Origin of the sequence: Micromonospora kangleipakensis (assembly GCF_004217615.1) — a bacterium.
GTDB classification, from domain to species: Bacteria; Actinomycetota; Actinomycetes; order Mycobacteriales; family Micromonosporaceae; genus Micromonospora; species Micromonospora kangleipakensis.
In genome coordinates this window covers 2,875,244-2,890,235 of sequence record NZ_SHLD01000001.1, presented here as the reverse complement: position 1 = coordinate 2,890,235, position 14,992 = coordinate 2,875,244, and the positions used below count along the sequence as shown (strand labels likewise).

Below are 14,992 nucleotides of genomic sequence, written 5' to 3'. Positions count from 1 at the left end.
CAGGGAGGCCATCACCCATGCGCACCCACCGCCTCGTCGCGGGACTGGTCACCGGACTCGTCACCACGACGTTGTCCACCAGCACGCCCGCCCTCGGCGCCGATACGGCCCCGGCGCTCGACTACACGATCAACGTCGACGCGACCGGCACCGGCCCCGCCATCGACCCCGCCATGTACGGGGTGTTCTTCGAGGACATCAACCGGGCCGCCGACGGCGGACTCTACGGCGAACTCGTCCAGAACCGCTCCTTCGAGTACCTTCCGGTCGACAACGGCTCCTACACCGGCCTCACGTCGTGGAGCCCGGTCTCCTCCTCCGGCGGCAGCGGCAGCATCGCCACCGTCAGCGACGACGCCCGACTCAACGAGCGCAACCGCACGTACCTCAAGGTGACGCTCACCAACGCCGGTCCCGGCACCTACGGCGTGCTGAACTCCGGCTACAACACCGGCATCGCGCTCGAGGCCGGCAAGGCCTACGACTTCTCCGTCTGGGCCCGGACGGATGCTGCTGGCGGCACGCCGTTGACCGTCACCCTGCACAACCAGGACGGCACGACCAGGTACGCCGCGCCGGTCCAGCTCTCGGTCCAGGACGGCGCCTGGCGCAGGTACACCGGCACGTTCGTGGCCACCGGCACGACCGACGCGGCCCGCCTGGCGGTGGAGGCCGGAGGCGACGGCACCCTGCGCCTCGACATGGTCTCGCTCTTCCCCCGCGACACGTTCAAGGGACGCCCCAACGGCCTGCGCAAGGACCTCGCCGAGAAGATCGCCGCCCTGCGCCCGGGCTTCGTGCGCTTCCCCGGCGGGTGCATCGTCAACACCGGCAGCATGTACGGCTACGACGCCGCCAGCGGGTACCAGCGCGCCCGCGCTTACCAGTGGAAGGACACGATCGGGCCGGTCGAGGAGCGTGCCACCAACGCCAACTTCTGGGGCTACAACCAGTCGTACGGCCTGGGCTACTACGAGTACTTCCAGTTCGCCGAGGACATCGGCGCCAAGCCGGTGCCCGTCGTGCCGGCGCTCGTCACCGGCTGCGGGCAGAACCGGGCCGTCGACGACGACGCGCTGCTGCAGCGGCACATCCAGGACACCCTCGACCTCATCGAGTTCGCCAACGGCCCGGTCACCTCGACCTGGGGCGCCAAGCGCGCGGCGATGGGTCACTCCGCGCCGTTCGGCCTCGACCGCATCGAGGTCGGCAACGAGGAGAACCTGCCCGACGCCTTCATGGCCCGGTTCGTGGGGTTCCGTGACGCCATCAAGGCGGCGTACCCGAAGGTCACGGTCATCAGCAACTCCGGCCCCGACGACGCCGGGACGACGTTCGACCGGGCGTGGGAGCTCAACCGGGCCAACGGCGTGGAGATGGTCGACGAGCACTACTACAACGACCCGAGCTGGTTCCTGCAGAACAACAAGCGCTATGACAGCTACGACCGGTCTGGCGCCAAGGTCTGGGTCGGCGAGTACGCGTCGTGGGACAACAAGCTCTCCAACGCGCTCGCCGAGGGTGCGTACATGACCGGCCTGGAGCGCAACGCCGACGTCGTGACGATGGCGTCGTACGCTCCCCTGCTGGCCAACATCGACTACGTCCAGTGGCGGCCGGACCTGATCTGGTTCGACAACGACCAGTCGTGGGGCTCGGCCAACTACGAGGTCCAGAAGCTGTTCATGACCAACGTCGGTGACCAGGTCGTGCCGAGCAGCTTCACCGGGGCGGTGAAGACCGCTCAGCCCGTCACCGGTGCGATCGGTCTCTCCACCTGGCGGACCGCCGCCAAGTACGACGACGTCCTGGTCACCTCATCCGACGGCACGCCGCTGTTCAGCGACGACTTCTCCAACGGCGCCGGCCGGTGGACGCCGATCGCCGGCCGCGGCACCTGGACAGTGCAGGACGGCGCCTACGTCCAGTCCGACACCGCCGCAGAGAACACCATGGTCAAGGCGGGTGACGAGAGCTGGCGCGACTACGACCTCAGCGTGAAGGCCACCAAGATCTCCGGCGCCGAGGGCTTCCTCGTCGGCTTCGGGGTCAAGGACTCCGGCAACTACTACTGGTGGAACCTCGGCGGCTGGAACAACACCCAGGGCGCGGTGGAGAAGGCCGTGAACGGGGCCAAGACCACGCTGATCGCCAAGCCCAACACCATCGAGACCGGCCACACGTACGACATCAAGGCCCAGATCCGCGGCACGAAGGTCACCCTGCTGCTCGACGGGCAGGTATGGGGCAGCTTCGACGACAACGCCGTCACCGAGCCCTTCGCCCAGGTCGTCACCCGCGACGTCGCGGCCAAGCAACTCATCGTCAAGGTCGTCAACGCCCAGGACGCCCCGGCCCGCACCACGATCAACCTCGGCACCGGAGCGCGGGTCATGGACCGGGCGCAGATGACGGTCATCAGCGGTGACCCGCAGGAGCTCAACACCCGCACGGCCCAGCCGATCAAGCCGGTGACGAGCACGATCAAGGGCGTCGCGCCCACCTTCACCCGGATCTTCGAGCCGAACTCGGTGACCTTCATCCGAGTGCAGACGAAGTAGGAGCAGCAGCGATGAGCATGCACCTCACCCGACGTTCCCTCCTGCGCGGCGGCCTCGGCGCGGCGGCGACCGGGCTGGTCCTGCCCGCCATCGCCGAGGGCGCTTGGGCGGCATCGGCGCCCACGCCCACGGACGCCGAGACGTACGGCGCGCCGAACACCAGCCCGCTCGTCTGGCAGCGGGCCGACCCGTTCGTCACACCGCGCACCGAAGGCCTCTACTACTTCACGGCCTCCGTGCCGGAGTACGACCGGCTCATCGTGCGCGCCTCGCCGACGATCGAGGGCCTGGGCAGCGCCGCGGAGACGGTGGTGTGGCGTCGTCCGGCCAGCGGCAGCATGGGCGGCCACATCTGGGCTCCGGAGCTGCACCGCATCGACGGCCGCTGGTACCTCTACTTCGCCGCCGGCGACTCCGACAACGTCTTCCGGATCCGGATGTACGTCATGGAGTCCTCTGCCGCCGACCCGCGCGACGTCAGCGGTTGGTCGTCGCCGCGCCAGATCGTCACGCCGTGGGACAGCTTCGCGCTCGACGCCACGACGTTCGAGCACGACGGGCAGCGCTACCTCGTCTGGGCGCAGAGCGAGCCGGAGATCGGCGTCAACAGCAGCCTCTACATCGCGCGGATGACCTCACCGTTCACCTTCACCGGCACACCGGCCCGGATCGCCACCCCCACCAGGTCATGGGAGGTCGAGGGCTTCCGGGTCAACGAAGGGCCGGCGGTGCTCAAGCGTGACGGCCGGATCTTCATGACCTTCTCGGCCAGCGCCACCGACGCCCGCTACTGCCTGGGCCTGCTCACTGCGGACGCCCGCGCCAACCTGCTCGACCCGGCCACCTGGAGCAAGAGCCCGGACCCGGTGTTCACGACCAACGAGCAGACCCGCCAGTATGGCCCAGGCCACAACAGCTTCACCGTGGCCGAGGACGGCGAGACGGACGTGCTCGTCTACCACGCCCGCGATTACCGGGACATCATGGGTGACCCGCTCTACGACCCCAACCGGCACGCCCGGGCGCAGCGGCTGTACTGGTACGAGGACGGCACTCCGCTGTTCGGTGTGCCGGTCGGCAAGGGCGGACCGATCCTGCGGCTGTCGCCTGGGGACGCCTCGTCCGCGTTCGTGCGCCACTACGCGTACGCGCTGCGGGTCGACCCGAGCGTGCGCGAACTCGCCGACTCCCAGTTCCGATTCGTGCCGGGGCTTGCCGGCGAGGGCACCGTCTCCATCCGGTCGGTGAACTTCCCGGACCGCTACTGGCGGGTGGACGGCACGAGCCTGCGGATCGACCCGGTCGAGGACGGGAGTGGGTATGCCGCCCTGGCCAGCTTCCGCCGGGTGCCGGGCCTGGCGAACAGCAACGCGATCTCCCTGGAGCTGTCGGACCGCCCTGGCGTGTACGTCCGCCACGACAAGGGCAGCCTCACGGTCGGCAGGCCGGCCGGCTCGAAATCGACGTTCTGGCTGAGCTGAAGGAGGACCATCATGAGCACACCTGCACTGGACCGGCGCGGGCTCCTCCGGGCCGCAGGGCTGGTCGGCGCGCTGCCGCTGCTGCCGGCGCTCGCCGGGCCCGCGGCGGCCTCGACCGCCGCCGCCGCGGCGTCGGGTGCCGGCCTCCCCGCCCCCGCGGCGTGGCGGCTGCGCCCCTTCGCCCTCGCCGACGTCTCCCTCGGGCCCGGCGTCTTCGCCGACAAGCGCGCGCTGATGCTCGACTACGCGCGGGGCTACGACGTCAACCGGCTGCTCCAGGTGTTCCGCGCCAACGCGGGGCTGCCCACGCTCGGCGCGGTCGCGCCCGGCGGCTGGGAGGGCCTGGACGGCGAGGCCAACGGCAACCTGCGCGGCCACTACACCGGGCACTTCCTGTCCATGCTCAGCCAGGCGTACGCCAGCACGGGTGAGCAGGTGTTCGCCGACAACATCTCGACCATGATCGGGGCCCTCGTCCAGTGCCGGCAGGCGCTCAACCGGCCGCCCTCGGTGCGGAGTGTGCCTGGGCGGTTCGGGACGGCGGTGGAGAGCCAGCGCGGGTCGTACGAGTTCGCGCAGCTGCCCACCACGGTGCTCGGCGGCGCGGCGGAGCTGACCTTCGCGGCGTGGGTGAAGCCCAGCCACGGTGCGGCGTGGGCGCGGATCTTCGACTTCGGCAACGACACCACTCGGTACATGTACCTGGCCGCGCGGAACCAGAACGGCCTGCCCCGGTTCGCGATCACCACCGGGGGCGCCGGCCGGGAGCAGGGCATCAACGCCAACGTCGCCCTGCCGGTCGGCGAGTGGAGCCACGTCGCGCTCACCCTGGCCGATACGGTAGCCACCCTCTACGTCAACGGCGTCGTCGCCGGGCGCAACACCGCGATGACACTCGGCCCCGCCCAGCTCGGTCAGCTCAGGAACTACTGGCTCGGCCAGTCGCTCTACCCCGACCCGGTCTACGCCGGCGCTTTCGACGACGTCAATCTCTGGTCCCGGGCCCTCACCGACGCCGAGGTGGCGGCGCTGCGGACGCAGCCCGCGTCCGCAGCGCCCGCCGGTCGGGGTGACCTGGCCTCCTACGACCTGGACGAGACCGACGGGCAGGTGCTGCACGACTCCTCGGGGCGCGCCCAGCACGCCACCTGGCTGCGCACGTGGGGCGGGCCCAGCCACCCGGGCTTCCTCGCGGCATACCCGGAGACGCAGTTCATCACCCTCGAGACCATGACGGCGTCCAATTACTTCGTCGTCTGGGCGCCGTACTACACGGCGCACAAGATCCTGCGTGGGCTGCTCGACGCGTACCTGGCCACCGGCGACCTGCGGGCACTCGACCTGGCCGAGGGCATGTGCGACTGGATGTACTCGCGGCTGTCGAAGTTGCCCGCCGCGACCCTGCAGCGGATGTGGGGCATCTTCTCCAGCGGCGAGTACGGCGGCATCGTCGAGGCCATCTGCGACCTGCACGCGCTCACCGGCAAGGCCGAGCACGTCGCGCTGGCCAAGCTCTTCGACCTCGACCGGCTCATCGACAGCTGCGCCGGAGCGCAGGACATCCTCGACGGGCTGCACGCCAACCAGCACATCCCCATCCTCACCGGGCTGGTACGGCTGCACGACGAGACCGGCGATGACCGCTACCTCGCCGCGGCCAAGGGCTTCTGGAACATGGTGGTCCCCGCGCGGATGTACTCGATCGGCGGCACGAGCACCGGAGAGTTCTGGCGCGCGAGCGGCCGCATCGCGGGCACGATCAGCGACACCAACGCAGAAACCTGCTGCGCCCACAACATGCTCAGGTTGAGCCGAATGCTCTACTTCCATGAGCAGAACCCCAAGTACGTGGAGTACTACGAGCGGGCGCTGTTCAACCAGGTGCTGGGGTCCAAGCAGGACAAGGCCGACGCGGACAAGCCGCTCACCACGTACTTCATCGGGCTCACCCCCGGGCACGTCCGCGACTACACCCCGAAGCAGGGCACGACCTGCTGCGAGGGCACGGGGATGGAGAGCGCGACCAAGTACCAGGACTCGGTCTTCTTTGGTGCCGCGGATGGGTCGGCGCTCTACCTGAACCTCTTCGTCGCAAGCACGCTGGGGTGGGCCGCGAAGGGGGTGACGGTGGAGCAGTCCACCACCTTCCCGGCCGAGCAGGGCACCCGGCTGACCATACGCGACGACGCCACCTTCGACCTCATGGTGCGGGTGCCGTCGTGGGTCGGGCCGGGCTTCGCGGTGGCCGTCAACGGCAAGGCGCTGAAGGTCGACGCCGCGCCGGGCACCTACCTGCGCATCGCCCGCTCCTGGCGCAGCGGCGACGCGGTGACGGTGTCACTCCCCTTCACGCTGCGCACCGAGGCCGCCCTCGACGACCGGTCGCTCCAGTCGCTCTGCTACGGCCCGATCAACCTCGTGACGCGCGACGCCACCCGCTCGTACCTGTCGTTCGGGCTCTACCGCAACGCGGCGCTCTCCGGGGATCTGCTGCCGAGCCTGACACCGGTCGAGGGCAAGCCGCTGCACTTCACCCTCGACGGCCGCGAGATCGCGCCGTTCCACGAGGGCACCGAGGATCCGACGCACGTCTAATTCCGGCGCTTCGAGCCCACCGTCGTGTTCGGGGGCCGCGACTCCGGCGTCGCGAACCCGGTACGCGCCAACGGTGTCTCATTGCTGGACGAGCTGTGGTCCAGTGCGCCCTATGGCAGCAAGACCGAGCTACTCAAGAAGCTGGAAACCGTGACCAGTTCCTGGGTGACCGACGGCCTGCTGTCGGCCGATGACCGCAGCACCATCCTCGCCACCGCCAGGGGCGCGCAATTCGTGCCCTGAACGCGCTCTGCCATCACTCGGTGCAGTACCCATGGGGGTGGCCGTACTGCCAAGGGGCCAGTTCTGGCCCACCACGCCGTCGACCAACAGGAGAAGAGGCGCTACCGATGAGACGAAACACGCGGCGTTTACTTGCCGCGATCAGCGCGGCCACCATGGCGGTGGGCGGCACGGTCATCGCCGCAATGGCGACCGCCACGCCGCAGGCCGCGCGGGCCGCGGCGTCGCCGACCGCGTCGCTGCCGGCTGTCACCGTACGCCCCGACCCGTCCTATCAGGGGCAGCCGTTTGAAGGCTGGGGCACGAGCCTCGTCTGGTTCGCCAACGTGACCGGTGGTTACCCGGACGAGGTCCGGGAGAAGCTCGCCGAGATGCTCTTCGGCTCCGACGGTCTGAACCTCAACATCGCCCGCTACAACGTCGGCGGTGGCAACGCCCCCGACGTGCCCGACTACCTGCGCCCCGGCGGCGCCGTCCCGGGGTGGTGGCGGGCGCCCGCTGGTACCACCCGGAACGACAAGGACTGGTGGGACCCCGAGAACCCCGATCACTGGAACTGGAACGCCGACCAGAATCAGCGCTGGTGGATCAACCGCATCAAGAACGACGTCTCCCACTGGGAAGCCTTCAGCAACTCACCGCCGTACTTCCAGACCGTCAGCGGCTACGTCTCCGGGGGATTCAACGCGACCGACGACCAGCTCAGGACCGAAAGCATCGACGACTTCAACACCTACCTCGTACGGGTCGTCGAAGAGGTGGAGCGGGCGCATGGCATCAAGATCGACACCCTCGACCCCTTCAACGAGCCCAACACCAACTACTGGAGCACCCGGCTGAATGCCGCCGGTGAGCCGATCGGTGGGCGCCAGGAGGGGGCGCACATCGGCCCGGAACTGCAGCAGCAGGTCATCCGATCGCTGGCGCAGCGGCTGCAGAGCGCCGAAACCGATGCGGTGATCTCGGCGATGGACGAGACCAACCCCGGGCTCTTCGCGACCAACTGGAACAGCTACCCCGACGACGTACGGGCGAAGGTAAGCCAGCTCAACGTGCACACGTACGGCACCGGCCAGCGTGCCACCGTCCGCGACATCGCCAAGGGCGACAACAAGCCACTGTGGATGAGCGAGGTCGATGGCTCCTGGGGCAACGGGCAGAACTTCGTCAGCATGGCTCCCGGACTCGGCATCGCCCAGCGCATGGTCGATGACCTGCGCGAGTTGGAGCCCACCGCGTGGGTGTTCTGGCAGCCGGTCGAGGACTACAACAACATGAAGCCGGGCGGCGAGTCCCCCGAGGGCGCGAACTGGGGAAGCATCCAGATTCCCTTCGACTGCACCGCCCAGGACACCCTCGCGACCTGCCCGATCTACACCAACACGAAATTCCATACGGCGCGCAACTTCACGCACTTCATCCGCCCCGGCGACCGGCTGGTGAAGGTCAACGACACCAACAGCGTCGCGGCGATCTCGACGAAGGGCGCTAAGGTCGTGTACGTCAACAGCGGCACCGCGCCGCGCTCGGTGACGATCGACCTCTCCGCCTTCGGGACCGTTTCGCCAGATGCGACGGCAACCCCCGTCATCACCAGCGCGGGAAATGCGCTCAAGCACGGCGAGCCGGTGGCCGTGAACCGGAAGAGCCGTACCGTGACGGTGCAGGTCCCCGCCGAGTCCGTGTCGACGTTCCTCATCGACGGGGTCAGCGGCGTGGCGAAGGACGCCCCGCTCATTCAGGACGGGCACGTCTACCGGATCGAGGGGGTCCAGAGCGGCAAGTCGCTCACCCCGGCCAGCACCACGGCGGGTGCGGTGATCCGGACCACCGACCCGACGAGCGCGGCCCAGTTGTGGCGCGTGACGGAACTGAGCGGCGGTGACAGCAACCGGGCCCGGTACTCGATCACCACGGCGGCGGGCGATCGTCAGGCGGCCGTGCAGAACGGCGCGCTCACGCTTGTCGAGCCGCAGCTTGAGCCGGACCGGAACCGGCAGTGGATCCTCTCCACCACCGGCAACGGCACCTACACGTTCGTCAACGTCGGTTCCGGACGGGTGCTCGACGTCGGAGGCTCGGCTACCAACGACGGAGCCAGCGTGTCGGTCTGGCTGGCCAACTCCGCCGACAACCAGCGCTGGAAGGTCATCGACGAAACCGTCCAGGACGTGCAGAAGGCCGAGGTCTTCACCACGCCGCGAACCGTGCCGACGATGCCGACAACGGTCGTACCGGAATACCGGGATGGTCCCCGCGGCACCCTGCCCGTCACTTGGGAGATGCCGGCGGACCAGGACTGGAGCAAGCCGAAGACCGTCAACGTGGCTGGCGTGGCCATCGACCCGCGGGGCCGCCAGTACCCGGCCAAGGCCGTGGTCACCGTCGACAACCTGGTGTCGACACAGCCGGCCCGGGCCAAGACCTACGTCGGCGGCCAGCCCGACCTGCCGGCCCAGGTGACCGCCGTCGGCAGTCTCGGCGGGACCGTCGCCCGTCCCGTGACCTGGGAAACGCCCGCTGCGGACGCCTTCGACCACACGGGCGTCGTGACGCTCTCCGGACAGGCGGACGCGGGCGACGGGCGGGCCCTGCCAGCGACGGTACGCGTGCAGGTCACCGAGCCGGCGGAAGAGAACGCCACGCTCGCTGCCGGCACGTCCATCACGGCGACGTACACCGAGCCTGGCTACTCCACCGCGGGCCTGCGTAACGGCGACCTGACCGACAAGGCCTGGTCGAACTGGAAGCCTGGCACGAAGAACACCTCCGACGCGATCACCATCACCCTGCCGAAGCCGCGGACGGTCAGCCACGTCGCGACGGCCTTCTACCGGGACGGTTCGTGGGAGAGCTACGCCCAGAGCCTGAAGATCCAAGCCCGGAACGCGCAGGGTGCCTGGGTCGACGTCAGCGGGTCGGTGACGGTGCCCCTCGGCGGTGCCACGGCACCGGTGGTGGACGTTCCCGTCACGGTCACGACGACCGATGCCGTCCGGGTCGTGCTCACCGCTCGGACCGATACGCACATGACGATCAGCGAGATCCAGGTCTTCGCGTACGGGCCCGGCACCTCATCGGACGCCCGCGCCGAAACCATCGCGGTCAACGGCACCGAGGTGCCCGGCTTCGATCCGGACACCACGTCCTACCAACTGCCGGTGCAGGGGACGCTCCCGCAGGTCACCGCGGTAGCCGCCGACCCGTACGCCACCGTCGCGGTGGACCAGGCAGACACCCACGACGACACTGCGACTGTCTCGGTCGCCAGCGAGGACGGCTCACAATCGCGGACCTACCGCATCGAACTGCAGCGGTAGCCGTCACGGCATTCCCTGATCCCTGACACCGCGGCCGCCGCCCGGACGAACCCCCGTCCGGGCGGCGGCCGGGATCGGGCACGCCGTCACGGACGTTGTTTTCGGCGATCACAACCCGGCCGGGCGGCTGACCCAGACCTGGTACGCCAGCGACGCCGACCTGCCGCCGAACCTGCTCAACTACGACATCATCAGGTCCGAGCAGACGTACCTCTACTTCCGCGGCAACCCGCGGTACGCGTTCGGACATGGGCTGTCGTACACCACGTTCAAGTACGCCAAGCTGCGCACGAGCGCCGCGTCGGTGTCGGCCGGCGGCTCGGTGCAGGTCAGCGTCGACGTGACCAACACCGGACGATACGCGGGCGACGAGGTCGTGCAGCTCTACACCCACCAGCGGCACTCGCGGGACAAGATTCCGGTCAAGCAACTGCGTGGCTTCCAGCGGGTGTCGCTGGCGCCCGGCCAGACCACGACCGTACGGTTCACGCTGCGCGCCGACGACCTGGCCCACTGGGACGTGACCCGCGACAAGTGGGTACTCGAGTCATCGATGCACGACCTGCTCGTGGGCGCGTCGTCCGACGACATCCGGCAGCGAGCGACCCTGCGCGTGGACGGCGAGCGCATCCCGGCCCGCAACCTGTCCGCGACCATCCGGGCAGAGAACTTCGACGGGTACGCCGGCATCCAGCTCGTCGATGAGAGCAAGGAGCACGGGACCTCCGTCGGTGCGACGGGGCCCGGCAACTGGATCAAATTCGCTGGTTGCGTCCTCGGCGGCGGGCGGACGACGTTCACCGCTCGGGTCGCGAAGGCGAGCGCCGGCGCGGGCGCGATCGAGGTCCGGCTCGGCTCGCCGACCGGCCGGCTGCTAGGCACGGCGACCGTGCCGAGCACGGGCGACGTCTACACCTACGCCACGACCAGCGCGCCGCTGGCGGCGGCACCGGGCATTCACGACGTCTACCTCGTCTTCCGCTCCGACCTGCGGCTGGCGACGTATTCGATCGGCTGATGTCCCCGAGTGGGTAGACGGTGCGGCGGGGTGCCTCCGGGGGAGAGGCACCCGCCGCGTCTGCCCTTGCGAGGGCATCGAGCTCTGTTGCATTGGCCGTTGGCAAGCTCGAGGCAGACTTGAGCGGTGAACCCTTCGACCCGTCCTGCCCCGTGTGCCCCGTGGATGACTCCGGAGTCGGCGTTCGTAGGGTTCCGGTTCCCACCCAGAGGTGATCGTCCTCGCGGTCCGCTGGTACCTGCGGTTCAATCTGTCCTACCGGGACGTTGAAGAGCTCCTGGTAGAGCGTGGGGTCGAAGCCGATCACGTTACTGTCTACCGGTGGTGCAGCGGTTCACCCCCGGTGTTGGCCGACGCCGCGCGGTTCTGCCGGCACTCGCCGGGCAACAGATGGTTCGTCGACGAGACGTACGTCAAGGTCAACGGGGTGTGGCGGTACGTGTACCGGGCGGTCGACCAGTACGGACAGGTCATCGACGTACTCGTCTCGACCCGACGGGACGCCGACGCGGCCCGCCGGTTCTTCCGCCGAGCGTTATCAACGTTGAAGGTGACACCGAGTGAGATGGTCACCGACGCCGCCGCGGTCTATCCCGCCGTGCTCGACGAGTTGGTCCCGTCCGCGTGGCACCACGTCGAGCAGTACGCCAACAATCCGATCGAGGCCGATCACAGCCAGCTCAAACAGCAGCTGAGACCGATGCGCGGCCTCCTGACCGACAAGACCACACAAGTGACCATCGCCGGGCACGCATTCATGCAGAACCTCCGCCGCGGACACTACGAACTCGCGATCGACGCCCCACCAGCAACGAGGGTCGCCGCTGCGTTCACCGAACTCGCCCGAGCGATCTGACCTCAAGGGATCCGAGGCAGGCTCAACGCGTCCGGTGATCCACTAACGCAACGGCGCCCACCCACCCCGCCTACGACGAGCGCCGCCGCCAGCGCCGGACCGCGACGACCACCGCCAACACGGCGCCGACCAGCACGCCGAGGGACGCCAGGACGGAGGCGGCCAGCACCGCCAGTGCCTTCGAACGCGGGTTGTGGAACCGCGGAGGATCACCGATTGAGAGGGACGGTGTGCCGTCCGCAGCCGAGGCCGTGCAGGTCACCGTGTACGTTCCGGCCGGCTGGGCATGCACCATCATCACGCCGCGCCAGCGCTCGCCGTTCGCGTTCAAGGTGACATCGTCGGGACGCATCGACACCGTGGTCCACCCGAGTCCCTGGGTGTCCGCCGGGGAGGGGGCGCAGCCAACGCCGGGGAAGTTCTGGGAGCCTCTGTCCTTGGCCCACACCATCTTCCCGGCCTCGGGCACATGCACGGTGACCGGCTGGCCGGGCGTGATGCGCTGCCCGAGGTCACCCCCGGCGGGAATCAGGAACAGCACCGCGGGGGCGGCCAGCACACTACCGACGGCGATCAGCACCGCGACCAGGTACGAGGTGCGGCGGGGCCGTAGCGGGTTGGCAGCGACGGCCGCCGCAGCAGGATCCATGGAGGCATGCTCACCTGTTGCCGATGGCCGCGCCAGTGGGGAAGAACGAACCCGTGCGCAGCTTCGGGATCCGCAGGTCCAGGTCCCCGGCCGTGGTGGTCAGGGTGCGGGGGCGGTGGCCGTTGCGCTGCGCCACCCGGGCCTCGCTGCGCTGATGCGGGGCGGCGCCGATCACCGCGGTCAACTCCGCCTCGATCAACGCCTGATAGATCGTCTCTGCTGCCTGCCGGACACGGCCATCAACCTCCGCGGCCTTGAGTGCATCCAGCACCTCCAACAAGGCAGACTGGTCCAGGGTCATCGCGTACTCCGTCCTCTGCGTGTTCTTGGTCGTTCACACAGAGACTCACGCGATGACCCACCTCTATCCCGGCGGCACGCCGAAGCGGGTCAGCTTCTACACCAACCGGCGGGACGCAACCGCCGGCCTGCCTGCGCCTACAGCGCTTCGCGGGCGGCCTTTGGTGATCCTGCTCACTCCAGCTAGATCGGGTATCGGCCGACCGGCAGCCTGGCCGGGTGACAACCACGGTGATGCCTGAGAGCCCTGGCGTCGCTGTCGCGCCCATCAGGCGCGACCCGTACATCGACAACGTCAAAGGGCTGTTGATCGTCCTGGTCGTGCTCGGCCACATGGTGGGTCAGACGGTCGGCTCCTCGCCAGGTGGCAGGACGATCTACACGTTCATCTACCTGTGCCACATGCCGGCCTTCGTCATGCTTTCGGGGATGCTTTCGGCAACCGAACTCACCGGCCGTCGTGCGGCGTCGCTGATCCGGGATCTGCTCGCGCCGTACGTGGTGTTTCAGCTGCTTTACATGAGCTTCTACACGGTGATGGGCAAGCCGATGCCCTGGACGGTCAACGAGTTCCTCTCCCCGATTTATCACCTGTGGTTCCTGCCCGCTCTGTTCATCTGGCGGATGCTCGCTCCGCTCTTCGCCCAGCTTCGCGGAGCGGTCGTCATCGCGATCGTGGTGTCCCTCTCCGCCGGAGTCGCCACGGTGCTCGGCCACGCCCTGTCGTTGGACCGGGTGGCAGGAATGCTGCCCTTCTTCGTCCTCGGCGTCTGGCTCGGTCGCGGCAGGCTCGCGTACCGCCCATCTCCGCTTGTGCGGCTAACCGCGATCGCCGTGCTCATCGCTGCCGCACCGATCGCCTATCTTGTCGCCTCGCGCCTGTCGAACCTCTGGGTGTACTGGAACCGCGCTTACCAGCGGCTCGGGGTGGAGATGACCGAGGGCCTCCTGATCCGGCTTGGACTGATGGCCGTCGGGTTGGCGATGACATGGGCGATCATGATGCTCGCTCCCCGCCGCCAGACGTTCCTCACGGGTTGGGGAGCCAACTCCATGTACCCGTATCTTCTGCACGGGTTCGTCGTCCTGGCCTTCGCCTGGTCACCCCTCGACAACCAGGTCGACAACATCCCAACCTTGCTGGTGCTCATCGCCGCGGTCGTTGCGCTGGTCTGGATCACCGCCAGCCGGCCCGTGGTGTGGGCGTTGCGTCCGCTGGTCAGCCCTCCGGTCGGCTGGCTGCTCAGGGACGTCGTCCCAGCGAAGAAACATCAGTCCACGGCGGTGACCAGCCAGAGCTGAGCTTAGCCCGATTCCTCACCCCGATCCGGCGGGCAGATGGTCGAGCACCCAGTCGACGGCGTCGACGGCCCCGTCGGCGACGTGCATCGTCGGCCGATCCACGGCCGGGTAGGCGTGCGGTGCTGGTGGTGACTGGTGGGCGCGGCAGGTTTCGAACCTGGGACCCCTCGCTTGTAAGTTCTGGGCACCCATCCTGTGCGGTACTTCGGCGTCTGCGCTCTCAGCGCAGACCGTCGGTGGATGTCGTGCGGGTACGCGATCGTCTGTCACCGTTGCTACAGCGCCCTGTCGTCGTGCAACCGCGACAGACCAATTCGCCAGCCAGCAACGCCCAACCGCCGGCGACTCTGGGACTGCCATCGCTGATCGCTGGTTGACGACGTAGCACAGCCTCTGGTGCCCCCTGTGCCCCACGCGGCCCGGAGTCACCACGGCCTGGTCGTCGCCTTCATCCGCGGTCACGACCGCGGCTGCCCTCTGCCGTCCGGCTGTGTCCGCCGCGATGGCTACTTGCTTGGCTATTTGGCCGACCGGCCGGACCAGCGGATTAAGAGGCACAGTCGGAGTCGCTGCCAGAGGACTGCAAGCTCGGCGGCGTCGTCGGCCTGGACTCTGCTCAAGCGGCCCATGATTGCACCGGTTGCTGTCGCAGCAAAGACGCCCGTTG

At 68.6% G+C, this 14,992-nt stretch carries 8 protein-coding genes and 3 pseudogenes; 9 read left to right on the top strand and 2 right to left on the bottom strand.

Annotated features, from left to right (window positions below; translation table 11 throughout):
- The first annotated feature begins 17 nt into the window (after positions 1 to 17).
- The 8 genes and pseudogenes from EV384_RS13955 to EV384_RS13930 all read left to right on the top strand — a co-directional run bounded on the left by EV384_RS13955 (position 18) and on the right by EV384_RS13930 (position 12,074).
- On the top strand, positions 18 to 2,561 hold the full coding sequence (locus tag EV384_RS13955; protein WP_130333589.1) for an alpha-L-arabinofuranosidase C-terminal domain-containing protein: 2,544 nt from the start codon (positions 18 to 20) through the stop codon (positions 2,559 to 2,561).
- 11 nt (positions 2,562 to 2,572) lie between these two features.
- The gene (locus EV384_RS13950) at positions 2,573 to 4,042 is read left to right on the top strand and encodes a family 43 glycosylhydrolase (protein ID WP_130333587.1); all 1,470 of its coding nucleotides are present in this window, start codon (positions 2,573 to 2,575) and stop codon (positions 4,040 to 4,042) included.
- Between the two features lie 12 nt (positions 4,043 to 4,054).
- The gene (locus EV384_RS13945) at positions 4,055 to 6,637 is read left to right on the top strand and encodes a beta-L-arabinofuranosidase domain-containing protein (RefSeq protein WP_207232317.1); all 2,583 of its coding nucleotides are present in this window, start codon (positions 4,055 to 4,057) and stop codon (positions 6,635 to 6,637) included.
- Positions 6,638 to 6,718: 81 nt separating this feature from the next.
- Positions 6,719 to 6,880, top strand: coding sequence for a hypothetical protein (locus EV384_RS35355; RefSeq protein WP_207232316.1), 162 nt, complete (start codon positions 6,719 to 6,721; stop codon positions 6,878 to 6,880).
- Between the two features lie 107 nt (positions 6,881 to 6,987).
- Entirely contained in the window at positions 6,988 to 10,200 is a 3,213-nt protein-coding gene (locus EV384_RS13940) for a glycoside hydrolase (RefSeq protein WP_207232315.1), read from the top strand.
- 22 nt (positions 10,201 to 10,222) lie between these two features.
- Positions 10,223 to 10,450, top strand: a pseudogene (locus EV384_RS36705) (glycoside hydrolase family 3 C-terminal domain-containing protein); the annotation flags it as partial.
- A gap of 54 nt (positions 10,451 to 10,504) precedes the next feature.
- Positions 10,505 to 11,218 (top strand): carbohydrate-binding protein, encoded by a 714-nt coding sequence (locus tag EV384_RS13935; protein ID WP_242624043.1) that lies wholly within the window; start codon positions 10,505 to 10,507, stop codon positions 11,216 to 11,218.
- A 165-nt stretch (positions 11,219 to 11,383) separates the two neighbouring features.
- A pseudogene (locus EV384_RS13930) lies at positions 11,384 to 12,074 on the top strand (IS6 family transposase).
- A gap of 70 nt (positions 12,075 to 12,144) precedes the next feature.
- Here EV384_RS13930 and EV384_RS13925 read toward each other — a convergent pair.
- Both EV384_RS13925 and EV384_RS13920 read right to left on the bottom strand, forming a co-directional pair.
- Positions 12,145 to 12,723 carry a hypothetical protein gene (locus EV384_RS13925; protein ID WP_130333583.1) on the bottom strand — a complete coding sequence of 193 codons (579 nt, stop codon included), beginning with the start codon at positions 12,721 to 12,723 and terminating at the stop codon, positions 12,145 to 12,147.
- Between the two features lie 37 nt (positions 12,724 to 12,760).
- A pseudogene (locus tag EV384_RS13920) lies at positions 12,761 to 13,024 on the bottom strand (transposase); the annotation flags it as partial.
- 218 nt (positions 13,025 to 13,242) lie between these two features.
- Between EV384_RS13920 and EV384_RS13915 the strand changes: the two are divergent.
- The gene (locus tag EV384_RS13915) at positions 13,243 to 14,325 is read left to right on the top strand and encodes an acyltransferase family protein (RefSeq protein WP_130333581.1); all 1,083 of its coding nucleotides are present in this window, start codon (positions 13,243 to 13,245) and stop codon (positions 14,323 to 14,325) included.
- The last annotated feature ends 667 nt before the right edge of the window (positions 14,326 to 14,992 follow it).